General features: G+C 49.5%; 9 protein-coding genes. 4 read left to right on the top strand and 5 right to left on the bottom strand.

From position 1 onward, the window contains the following. Nucleotides 1-335: 335 nt before the first annotated feature. Nucleotides 336-1,145 carry a HEAT repeat domain-containing protein gene (locus tag H6F91_RS19590; protein ID WP_190772599.1) on the bottom strand — a complete coding sequence of 270 codons (810 nt, stop codon included), beginning with the start codon at nt 1,143-1,145 and terminating at the stop codon, nt 336-338. Nucleotides 1,146-1,523: 378 nt separating this feature from the next. On the opposite strand from H6F91_RS19590, the gene hpxZ reads away from it, so the two are divergent. Next, on the top strand, nt 1,524-1,895 hold the full coding sequence (gene hpxZ, locus H6F91_RS19585) for an oxalurate catabolism protein HpxZ (protein ID WP_190772600.1): 372 nt from the start codon (nt 1,524-1,526) through the stop codon (nt 1,893-1,895). A gap of 168 nt (nt 1,896-2,063) precedes the next feature. On the opposite strand, the gene H6F91_RS19580 is transcribed toward hpxZ, so the two are convergent. The 3 genes from H6F91_RS19580 to H6F91_RS19570 form a co-directional block, all read right to left on the bottom strand. Next, nucleotides 2,064-3,074 carry an alpha/beta fold hydrolase gene (locus H6F91_RS19580; protein ID WP_190772601.1) on the bottom strand — a complete coding sequence of 337 codons (1,011 nt, stop codon included), beginning with the start codon at nt 3,072-3,074 and terminating at the stop codon, nt 2,064-2,066. Nucleotides 3,075-3,513: 439 nt separating this feature from the next. After that, nucleotides 3,514-4,368: a hypothetical protein gene (locus H6F91_RS19575; protein ID WP_190772602.1), complete on the bottom strand. Its 855-nt coding sequence runs from the start codon at nt 4,366-4,368 to the stop codon at nt 3,514-3,516. A gap of 453 nt (nt 4,369-4,821) precedes the next feature. Next, nucleotides 4,822-5,799, bottom strand: coding sequence for a multicopper oxidase domain-containing protein (locus tag H6F91_RS19570; RefSeq protein WP_190772603.1), 978 nt, complete (start codon nt 5,797-5,799; stop codon nt 4,822-4,824). A gap of 561 nt (nt 5,800-6,360) precedes the next feature. Between H6F91_RS19570 and H6F91_RS19565 the strand changes: the two genes are divergently transcribed. The 3 genes from H6F91_RS19565 to H6F91_RS19555 all read left to right on the top strand — a co-directional run bounded on the left by H6F91_RS19565 (nt 6,361) and on the right by H6F91_RS19555 (nt 10,592). Beyond that, nucleotides 6,361-7,323 (top strand): actin-binding WH2 domain-containing protein, encoded by a 963-nt coding sequence (locus H6F91_RS19565; protein WP_190772604.1) that lies wholly within the window; start codon nt 6,361-6,363, stop codon nt 7,321-7,323. 186 nt (nt 7,324-7,509) lie between these two features. Next, entirely contained in the window at nt 7,510-8,439 is a 930-nt protein-coding gene (locus tag H6F91_RS19560; protein ID WP_190772605.1) for an NAD-dependent epimerase/dehydratase family protein, read from the top strand. Between the two features lie 182 nt (nt 8,440-8,621). After that, nucleotides 8,622-10,592, top strand: coding sequence for a PQQ-dependent sugar dehydrogenase (locus tag H6F91_RS19555; protein ID WP_190772606.1), 1,971 nt, complete (start codon nt 8,622-8,624; stop codon nt 10,590-10,592). Nucleotides 10,593-10,680: 88 nt separating this feature from the next. Here H6F91_RS19555 and H6F91_RS19550 read toward each other — a convergent pair whose 3' ends face one another. Continuing rightward, nucleotides 10,681-10,935, bottom strand: a complete 255-nt coding sequence (locus H6F91_RS19550) for a hypothetical protein (protein WP_190772607.1) — start codon at nt 10,933-10,935, stop codon at nt 10,681-10,683. Nucleotides 10,936-11,198: the final 263 nt, after the last annotated feature.

Here is an 11,198-nt window from a genome sequence, read left to right as displayed (position 1 = left end):
AAACTCCTGACCTCGGAACTCGACAAGATTTCCCCTGAAAGGGTTGCGTCATTGACGTCCTACGATTTCATTCTCGAAGCCCTATTTGGCGCAGCTTCATATTAAAACGGTATAAGTATCAGTAAAAGTATGAAAACCTCAGTTCTGGATAAGCTGAAGTGCTCATTTTGGCGTGCGCTTTGCGCACGCCAAAATGAGTGTTTTCGAGTGCCGCGCAACGCGCGGCACTCGAAAACACCCTTAACCCGAACTCAGGTTATGAAATGTGTCTGAAACTTCCGTTTCAGACACATTTCATTTAGAAGCAGCCTACGTAAGGCTATAGAAACAGGGCACTATTTTTTCTTTTTCTTCTTTTTCTTGGAGCCACCAATTTTGGGAGTTCCAAATCCTTGAGGAGGTGACTCCTGACGTTCTAGCAGCTTGAGCATAGAACCAATTTCTTTGAGATAGGGGGGCGGCTCCAGACGAAGTTCTTGTGGAGTGAAGTCAGATTCTTTCTTCAGCCCCAAATCAATTTGTACTTGAGGCCAGTTACCAATGATCCACTCATCGATAGCACCTGAGGCGAATGCCTGCTGAATTAGAGGTGCAGCTTCGGTAGCTTTAAGGTCGATAAGTTCTCCAGCTATATAAGTTGACAACGGCCCAGGATAGCGGGTTGGATCAGCCAGCAGTGCCATGAGAGCCTCAATCGCTGCTGGCCGGGCCGCAGGTTGTTCCTGCCCAATGGCTCCTAAGGCAGCAATCGCAAAGCCCCGTGCTGACTCCTCTTGCTGGTCATCGTTGATAAATTCGGTGAGGGGAGCGATCGCCCCGACGCCAATCATCCCTAAAGCCCGTGGGACATTGATCTGAATGTAATCATCGTCTTGAATGAGTAGCCCCATGAGAGGGGCGATCGCTTCCTCAATCTGAAGCTGGCCTAAGGCGCGAATGGCATGAATAGGGGCCCAGAGTTCACTTCTGTCGGCTTGTAGTTCATCGAATTGAGTATCGGTTGTTAAGCGAATTAACTCCGCTGCGTGGCCCGAGGTAAAGCCAAACTGGGATGGATAATCAAGCCAATCATCTTCCAAATTTGGAGACTCGTTGCCCAAGGAAAGGAGTTTAGCGACCGGATCGGTATAAGTTGCCGGGCTCATACGGTAGGTGCAATCTGAAGAGTTTCAATGCGTATAACATACTCCGAAACATCGCTTAAAAGGTCTCTGAAAAGACAGTAATTCTCATTTTGAAATCCAACCCGAAAATAGCCCGCCTTCGACGGGCTATTTTCGGGTTTCAAAGCTGAGAGTTCGTGCCCTTCGGGCACGAACTCTCAGCTTTGAAACCCATACTGAGAATTGCTGCTGAAAAGACTTATTTTGTTTTGATGCAGCTATCTCATGCGACCTCAAAGGAATGGCATTCAACGTCCGCTCTTGCATGAGGGTAGGAGGTTTAGTCCATCGGGCGAGAATTTTTGTGAGAATGTTAATGAAATACTCTTACAAAAGTGATTGGAACGGATGACAGCAGGTATGAACATTAATTTACCGGAGGTGCTGGCTGAAGTCACAGCAGCTTTTGAGCGTTATGAAGCAGCCCTGGTGAGCAATGATGTAGCCGTATTGGATGAATTGTTTTGGAATAGTCCCCATACCATTCGCTATGGGGCAACGGAGAACCTGTATGGCTATGAGGCGATCGCCAACTTTCGGCAGGGGCGATCGCCCCTCAATTTAACTCGTACTCTCCAAAACACAGTCATCACAACCTACGGGCACGACTTTGCCACAGCCAATACTGAATTCGTACGCTCCGGTAAAAGCGGTCGCCAGAGCCAAACCTGGATGCGTACCCCGGAAGGATGGCGTGTGGTCAGTGCCCATGTCTCACTGTTAGCCTCATAGCTATCTTGGGGCGTTTTAGACGTGTGAATGGGATGTGATGAAAGGAGCACCAAGTGCCCCTTTCACCACATCCCATTCACTATCTTCATGTTGAAAAGATATGAGGGCGTGCTTTAAAGGTTATTTTTTGTGGGCTTCGCCCACGAAAAATAACCTTTAAAGCAGATCTTAGAGGGAGCTGAGGAACCCGGTGGTGCGATCGCTCAGATCCCATTCCAAAAAATTCTTGAGATAGGACGGGATCAAGGTGTACAAGTTGGCTGCACAGGCGATTGTATCGGCAGGTTTTCCCTTCTGAATATGCCGGGTGAGAAGTTGTAACTGGGGCCAAGTGAGACTGCTTTCTACGTAGGATTGCGTTAGCGTAATCAACTGGTCTTCGTAGGGGTTGTCTTCTATCCGAGTCGTCATGCGATGACCGATGCCGAGGGATTTGTCGAAGCAGTAGTACCAGGATTGCGGTTGCCGCACCTGAACTGCCTGAAACAATTGCCGATGGGTACCTGGATCTGTGGCCATATCCGCATCACTGCTGACCACTAGCATGGGGGCCGAGCGGCGGACTTGTGCCTGGTTTAGAACTGTTTTTCCTAGCTCTAAAAATAGACGGAGAGCTGGAATACGAAACCCTTTGTAGCCAAAGTTGCCGGGAGCATCTTTGTTGAACCACTCGTAGTAGAAGGGTAAGACGTTGATTAACCAATCGAATAAGGGGTTGCGGCCTTTGAGAAAAGGGGCGAAGAGGAGCGATCGCCCCACCTGTTCTGGGTGCTCCAGTGCTGCCCAGGCCGCCAGGTTGGCCCCGCTCGACAGGCCTCCCACGATGATCTCATCTCCCAGCTCTTGAGCTCGCCCAATCCACTCCAGCACAAATTGTTGGTAAACTCTCACATCCGTCGGTAATGGTGGAGTGTTGTGGCGACTCCACTCTCCAGCTATTCCATGCCCTGGTTGCAGAGGCACGAGTACGTTGTAACCCGCTTTATGAAACGCGTTGCCTAACGGTTCAAATTGGTAAGGGCCTGCTGTAAACCCATGAAAAAAAAGAAAAACTTTTTTGGTAATGCGCGAGTGAAGAAAAAATTTAGACCGACACGCTTCATTTCTCAATGGCAATTCAGATTCTGATTGTTGAATTGCTCGCAATGAAGCAATGCTTCTATAGATAGAGTTTTCCATTGCATTGAATGGGGAGAGCGATCGCCCGATAAGGCTACCAGGACTTAGAATCTAACCTCTTCTAACCCCAACCGACAAGAACTGTAGGATTATGTTTCAAATCTATGGAGGTGGACCCCATACCTCGTCTCCAGGTCTTACACCAATTTAATGGAAGACAGCAATTCTCAGTATGGGCCTCAAAGCCAAGAGTTCACGCCCTACGGGCGTGAACTCTTGGCTTTGAGGCCCGAAAACCGCACGCCAAAGGCGCGCGGTTTTCGGGACTGATTTCAAAATGAGAATTGCTGAATGGAAGACATGTCTAATGCTCTACGTTCTGCTTAAGTAGAACGTAGAGCATTAGGCATGTCTTACGGGGTGAACCATGGAACCGTTGAGGGAGTGGAAGGCAACTGCCCTCCACTCCCTCATATACAAGAAATGTGAGTTTCTTGGTTTAGCTATTGAGCTCAACCTGGGAGATCAGCCCCAGCACTTCGGAGGGAGTTTTTACCGGAGTTGCAGGTGGGTTTACCGCAGGCCAAGCGGTTTTCAGTTGGGTAAAGCTATCAGTAATCGTCTTATGTTGATCCGCTTTCTGCTGGCTCATTGTGCCCTCAATTCCTTTGTACAGCTCCTCGGCATACAGCACGAAGCCTCGGGAATCCTGGTACTCGACTAGTTCGACAAATTTGCCATCTGCGATCGCCGCTTCGTATTCTTCTCCAGCGGTCTTCAACATCTGGTTGATCACGTCCATGACAAACTCAGGAGATTGGCGCTGGCTTTCGGGGAGGGCTGCGATCGCCGCATCAACAGCCTGCATGGATTCATCAAAAGCTGCTTTGGTCTCTGGGCTATCAGGGCTGGATTGTGCAAGATCGTGGAGCTCAGTCAGAGTTGACTTAAATTCCGGTACGTTACGGGCCGTTAGATCTCCTTCGATGCCGCCGTACAATTCTTCAACGGGGTGCCCAATGTGAGGTTCGGCTTCTTCATATTTTCCCTGCTCCATCAACTCCTGAGCCACCATGAGGTGTCCTTTCATCAACCCCAGAGTTGTCATGTAGTTAACATCAGGATTACCGGTGGCTGCTGCACCGCCTTCACCGCCTTCACCGCCTTCACCACCTTCTCCGCCTTCGCCACCCTCGCCGCCTTGGTCGGCTGCTGAATGAGTTGTGGTAGCCGTATCTGCAGCTCCACTTTCATGTTGGTCGGTACTGGTATTGGCCGAAGGGGTGCCACAGGCTCCCATTGTTGCGGCCAGCCCCAAGGCTAGAAAAAGCTCAACCGATTTCGACCGTTTCACTGTTATGGAATCCCTTGCTGAACAACTATACAGTCCTCAGACTAAGATTAGTGAGAAATAATGTCAATAAAGTCGGCAAGATATTTTTGCCGGTGCCAGCCTCCTGAAAGTACATTGCTCTCAGAACCTTACGTTTACAGGACTTACGCATTGTTGTTGTGGGTGGGGTGCGGAGCACCCCACCCACAACAACAATGCACTGTAGGTAGCGGGCTTGCGTAAGTCCTGGTTTAGTAACCTAAAGTTCTTTATAGGAGTAACAGCATCGCTGTCACCCTTCCAAAAGAGTTGTAGATTGTTGATTTGTAGGTTGTTGATTTGCAGGCTCTCTGCATAAATTAGTTTTTGAGGGCACGAATCGTTGTGCGCGGAGCCGCGCAATGATCCATGTAGGAGATCTAATGTTTAGGGCAATGATTGACAAGGCTTCATCGCCTCAAGGAAACACTATTTTCAAGTGGGAAGCACGTCAAACACCCCCATACAACCAAGATCGGCAATGCCATCTTGATGAGGGTGAAACATGTATTGGCCTGGTAGAGAATAGGAAAATTCTAAAATATGACGTTCGGCTGTACCCATTGTGATAACGTCAGTTTCTTCCGTCGATTTTAGGCTTCGTCCTGTTCGAAAGATTTGAAAGAAATTAGCGTGGATATGAAATGTAACGGCTGGATCAAACTCGATCATGTTCAATAAATAGACACGAACGCGCTGATTCTGATAAATGGGAATGGGATGATCTCGGTAATAGTTTGGAATACCATTGAACGCATAAAGTTCATTGCGGTCATCGTTGTTTGTGTCATAGCCTCCCATGACCAAAACCATTTCGTCAGCCGGGGGACGGCCTTCGGGCGGATCGATAATAAACATGCCATATAGCCCTTTGCTGATGTGGCGTGTAACGGGGGCAATGTGGCAATGGTAGAGGTGTACGCCGTAGGGTGCGGCATCAAATTCATAAACCATGGTGTTGCCATGACGGATGGGTTGCGTGCCATCCATGTCGGCCGGGTGGGTTCCGTGGAAATGCAAACTATGGGAATGCCCATCTTCGTTGTGGAAAATGACGCGAACGCGATCGCCCTCCCGTGCTCGTAGAGTTGGCCCAGGCACGCGCCCGTTCAAATTCCAACTAACAAATGAAATGGCTCGGTTGAGTTGCAGGGTAGTGCTGTTAGCCGTTACTTCAAATTCTCGAACAGTGCGTCCACCTTCGTGTTTGACTGTTCCATAATCAAAATCTCGCAACACCTGCATCGGGTTAAACCCAAACTGCAGATCATCCGTAATATCTGGCAACGGTGGAATGGCGACAGAGGAACCGAATTGGGAGGCTTGACAGGCGATCGCCACTCCAGATACCCCTGCCGCCGCTACACCCAACCGAAGAAACTGACGGCGACTCCACAATACTGAGCGACTCACACCACTAACCCCAACACAAATAGCCAGCAAAAAAGGAGTTTGAAATGTTGGTTATGCATGGATTAACACCACGAAAAAACAACGTTTCAAACGTTTTCCATTAGGAGCATACATGCATTGCTCGGCTTCTTGCAAGTTATTCGCAACATACTGGGGTCGTGTAGTCTGGGATGATCATTGATGAAGCCAAAGGTTGGATTATAGTTCAATGCTGATGCAGGGTGGGATACAGGGGCTCAGAGTGCCCTTTGTATCCCACCCTGCATCAGGTTGAGGAGTGTGTTTCAAACGTGTATTTTTTGTTGTGAAAGGGATGCTATACCCCTTCCACAACAAAAAATACACTCCCAGAACAATATTCAGTCCGAAATACTACCGGAATCAGTCTCTACTGGAGGAAACTATTAGATTCCATTTCGGTTAGGGGTGTTTACGGAAATTCATTCAATCTTGAACTGAATTTGAGCTTTTGTCGAATTTTTGTGAACAGAACAGCGGTTTAAGAAGACCAAGGCTTTGATAGATCAACCACGTCTGCATTCCTCTTTGTAAGAGATCACTATGGGAAAACCTGATGACGATCCTGATCTAAAACTACCAATAGGCTCAGGAGACGACCTCCACAATTTTGACGACGACTATAGTCCGCATAGCCGTGATGAATGGGATAAGACCGATCGCCCTTACACGGCTGATCGCCCTTATACGGCTGACTCTCACCATCCATCTAAGCGGGATAGAGGGCGATCGCAGCCCGCAGATACCCACGCCCGGTTTCACTACTCCCAGGCCGAAATTCGTTCCCTACGGGAAGCACTTCAAAAGAGTGGCCTGGTACGGCTGGCTTTTTACTTTTTGGACTATATCCTGCGAGCGCAGACGGCTCTATTCGAGCAAATTCATAGTCAGCAGCAATTGCCTCGCATCATTGCGGCGATGTCCATTCTCTGTGCCTTGCTCTCTGGGTTCTACGGCCTGGTGATGGGGATGTATAACGGGCCATTGCAGGCGCTTTCTTCTGCGGTCAAACTTCCTATTCTCTTTTTACTGACAGCCCTCATCTGCATTCCTTCGCTCTACACCTTTAATGTTCTCTTAGGGCAGAGTTTCAAGTTTCTACAGACTGTTGCTCTGATGGTGATGACCCTGGGCACAACGACGATTTTGCTGGTGAGCTTGGCTCCCATCGCTTTCTTTTTCACCGTCACCACGCCTGATAACTATCAATTTCTGCTGTTACTGCATGTCATCATTTTTGGCCTGTGTGGAGTGTATGGCGTTCGTTACCTGTATCGTGGCTGTTCCTACATCGCCTTTCGAATGGAACAACCCCTGAATAACTTACTGCTGCGCATCTGGATTCTGATTTACGCTGTCGTCGGAATGCAACTCGGCTGGCGACTCCGTCCCTTCATTGGTAATCAAGGAATGCCCTTCGAACTGTTGCGCAGTGAGATCGATGGCAACTTTTATATTGCCGTGTGGAACTCCTTGATGAATTTGCTGAGCGGTTCTCAGTATTAACGATTCCATACTAATCAAATCGGTAGCTCAGCCTAAGGGCTGTTTAAAAAGTTGATTTTTCGTGCCTCACGCGCACGAAAAATCAACTTTTTAAACAGCCTCAAATAACCATGATATGGGGCCGTACGGCGCACTACCCCATATCATGGTTATTTGACCGGATGTCACATTACTCCAGGAAACCCTATGCGCGTACTCATTATTGGCGGCACCCGCTTCATCGGGGTCTATCTCACGCAATTGCTGGTCAAACAGGGCCATGAGGTGGTGCTGTTTAACCGGGGCAACCATCCGGCCCCTGAAGGAGTGCAGCAGATTGTGGGCGATCGCACCGATCCCGCTCAACTAAAAGAAAAACTATCGGGTGAGTCTTTCGATGCTATTTTCGATAACAATGGCCGCGAACTGAGCGATACCCAACCCCTCGTCGAAATTTTTAACGGCAAAATTCAACACTTCGTCTATGTCAGCTCTGCGGGGGTGTACCTTAAATCCGACCAGATGCCCCACATTGAGGGTGATCCAGTTGATCCGAAAAGCCGTCATAAGGGCAAGTTTGAGACGGAAAACTACCTGATGAGCCAAGGAGTGCCGTTCACGTCAGTGCGTCCGGTCTACATCTACGGCCCACAAAACTATAACGACCTGGAAGCCTGGTTCTTCGACCGCATTGTGCGCGATCGCCCCATCCCCATTCCTGGCAATGGGATGGCTATGACGCAGCTGGGCCACTGCGCTGATCTGGCAGCGGCGATGGCAGCAGTGTTGGGGAACAAGATGGCGATTGGGCAGATTTACAACGTGTCAGGCGATCGCCTGATCACTTTCACAGGGCTTGCAAAAGTCTGCGCTGAAGCGGCCGGGAAAGATCCCAGCACATTAAAGATTGTTTATTACGATCCTAAAGCCTTTGACTTTGGCAAACGCAAAGCTTTTCCGATGCGAGTTCAGCACTTTTTTACCGACACGCACAAAGCGAAATCTCAGCTTAACTGGGCACCTCGCTTTGATCTGGTTGCGGGGCTCAAAGATTCCTTTGAGAACGATTACCTGGCCAGTGGTCGGAGTCAAAAGGAAATTGACTTTTCCACGGATGATGAAATTCTCAAGGCCTGACACCCTATCCGCTTCAATCGTGTAACTAAAAGAGGTGCGGAGCTTTGCTCTGCGCCTCTTCTGATTTGATGCGGCAAAATAACCTGTCTAGAAAGTGATGTGGTTATTGAATGGAAACTGCTATAAAACTTTAGTCTGGTACGACAATGTAGCGATCCTGAAAATCCTCTGGAGGTCAACCGATGAGTTCTGCAATTACAGACCGTGCCAGTGCTCAGTCTACTGGAACTGTTGTCGTAGACATTTCGAGCGATCGCATTGCCAGTGGTCTGGAGCAGCCTCTCTACGTCACTTCACCTCCAGGTGATTCGCAGCGGCTCTTCATTGTGGAGCGAACGGGCAGCATCAAAATCCTGAACCTTCAGACTGGAACGGTTCTCCCGACGCCATTTCTAACCATTTCTAACAGTGAGTTACTGGAAGACGGTGGAGAACAGGGATTGTTAGGGTTATCCTTCCATCCCAACTTTGCTCAGAACGGCAAATTCTATGTGAACTATACATCGCCAGGCGGCGGGGCAGCCGGGCAAACCAAGATTGTGGAATACACCGTACAGGACGGCAATGCCAACCTCGCTGACCCAAACTCCGCCCGCACCATTCTCACCATTGACCAGCCTTACGCGAACCATAACGGTGGCTGGCTGGGTTTTGGTCCGGATGGATACCTTTACATCGCCACTGGAGATGGCGGCAGTGGTGGCGACCCCGACGACAATGCGCAAGATACTACCAATAACCTACTGGGCAAGATCTTGCGGTTGAATGTTAACCGGGATGCCTTTGCCACAGATCCAAACCGCAACTACGCCATCCCGGCTGATAATCCTTTTGTTGGAAGGGCGGGGGATGATGAAATCTGGGCCTACGGTTTGCGCAACCCCTGGCGACCCAGCTTCGATCGCCTCACAGGGGCGCTGTACATCGCCGATGTGGGCCAGGGCCAGCGTGAAGAAATCAACGTTCAGCCTGCCAACGTCGGGGGACGGAACTATGGCTGGGATCTTTTCGAAGGAACTGAGCCCTATGAACCGGGAACAGCCCCTTCCAACCTGGTTGCCCCTATTTATGAGTACAGTCACTCTGTCGGGGAGTCCATCACTGGAGGATATGTGTACCGGGGTCCGGTTGTGGATCTGAGTGGCACTTATTTCTTTGGCGATTTTGTGTCCAGCCGTATCTGGTCATTCCGCTATCGCAATGGACGGGTGACGCAGTTTCGCGATCGCACGAGCCAACTTACCCCTGATGCTGGCTCCATTGACAACATTGCTTCTTTTGGAGAGGATGCTGCCGGCAATCTTTACATCGTTGACCTGGATGGCGAAATCTTTCGGCTGGATGTGAACAAAAGCATCATCGGTACCAACAACCGGGATGCCCTGACGGGAAACGCCAGTCCTGAAACCCTGGACGCCCGTGGCGGTAACGATCGCTTACTGGGCAACAATGGCAATGACACATTGCTTGGAGGTAATGGAGGTGATTACCTGAATGGTGGCAATGGTCGAGATCTGTTGCGGGGTGGTTCTGGCAATGACACTTATGTTCACAACCTTGGCGATGTGATTACTGAAGCACCGAACGGGGGTACGGATACGGTCTTGTCGAACCGGACCTATATTCTGGGGGCCAATCTCGAACGCTTAACTTTAACTGGAAGCCGAGCGATTAACGGATTGGGTAATAGCCTGGGTAATCGGTTGCAGGGTAACCGTGCGAACAATAGTCTGCGGGGAAATAGCGGCAATGATGCGCTCATCGGTAGCCAGGGCAATGATGCCCTCACCGGGGGAAGTGGAGGCGACACTCTGACAGGGGGAGTGGGGCGCGATCGCTTCATTTTCGACATCAATGTTGCGTTTGATGTGGCGAGGATGGGAGTGGATACGGTTACAGACTTTGTCTCAGGGCTCGACAAAATTGTGTTAGACAAAACCACGTTTACGGCTGTAAGTACGCTGAGCTTTGCATCGGTTAGCTCGGCCGCCCAAGCCCAAACGAGCGCGGCTATTATCACCTATGTCACAGGCTCGGGAAGCTTATTCTATAACGCCAATGGCACGGCCTCTGGGTTTGGAACGGGCGGTCAGTTTGCGAATTTAACGGATGGTCTCGCCATTAATCGAGCAGATTTCTCGCTTCAAGCTTGAATATCAATGCAAGTTCACTAGGTTTAGTGCTTGTTGCAGCGTGCTTCGCACACGACAAGAATGCATCAGCTCTGCATTTTCCACGGCATTAGGGAAACTGTGCCAGAAAAACAGCCATTAATAACAGCACATACCAGGCTCCTAAGCGAATGATGCTAGAGTGCAGAAGCATGAGATTGCCCTGGAATAACTTGCGTTCTAGATTGGGGATAACAATAGCGATCGCCCCCAATAACATCAACCCGTTCACAACATTGATCGATGTCCTGAACGTCAACGCCAACAAAATTAATCCTGTTAAACCAACTAACATCCATTGCAAAAACTGGAGCAAAGCTTTCATAAAACCTACCTCGCGGCACGAAAGCAGTAGACCTTTATTGTTGAACCAGAGCCAGGAGTGCGATCGTTTCTTTTAGGCCAAACTGGTTTCAGAAAACTGCCAAGTTTTGCATCCTACAGTGCTTTGCGCTTGAAGCAGCCACGGTTGTTTTTGTGAGAGCCACGCTCCGTACGGCTCTCACAAAAACAACCAGATTTTCAGCGCTTGAAACGCGCTGTGTGATTTATGGTGCGCTGAGCTTGTACACCATGAATAATAGGAGT

Source organism: Leptolyngbya sp. FACHB-8 (assembly GCF_014695575.1).
Classification (GTDB): Bacteria; Cyanobacteriota; Cyanobacteriia; order Elainellales; family Elainellaceae; genus Vacuolonema.
The sequence above is the reverse complement of the archived record's forward strand: the minus strand, read 5'-3'. Positions and strand labels throughout refer to the sequence as shown.

What these genes read in the sequence shown, in the direction of transcription:
- H6F91_RS19560 (WP_190772605.1), top strand. Translation starts at nt 7,510, where the DNA reads ATGCGCGTACTCATTATTGGCGGCACCCGCTTCATCGGGGTCTATCTC.
- H6F91_RS19590 (WP_190772599.1), bottom strand. Translation starts at nt 1,145, where the DNA reads ATGAGCCCGGCAACTTATACCGATCCGGTCGCTAAACTCCTTTCCTTG.
- hpxZ (WP_190772600.1), top strand. Translation starts at nt 1,524, where the DNA reads ATGAACATTAATTTACCGGAGGTGCTGGCTGAAGTCACAGCAGCTTTT.
- H6F91_RS19550 (WP_190772607.1), bottom strand. Translation starts at nt 10,935, where the DNA reads ATGAAAGCTTTGCTCCAGTTTTTGCAATGGATGTTAGTTGGTTTAACA.
- H6F91_RS19565 (WP_190772604.1), top strand. Translation starts at nt 6,361, where the DNA reads ATGGGAAAACCTGATGACGATCCTGATCTAAAACTACCAATAGGCTCA.
- H6F91_RS19555 (WP_190772606.1), top strand. Translation starts at nt 8,622, where the DNA reads ATGAGTTCTGCAATTACAGACCGTGCCAGTGCTCAGTCTACTGGAACT.
- H6F91_RS19580 (WP_190772601.1), bottom strand. Translation starts at nt 3,074, where the DNA reads ATGGAAAACTCTATCTATAGAAGCATTGCTTCATTGCGAGCAATTCAA.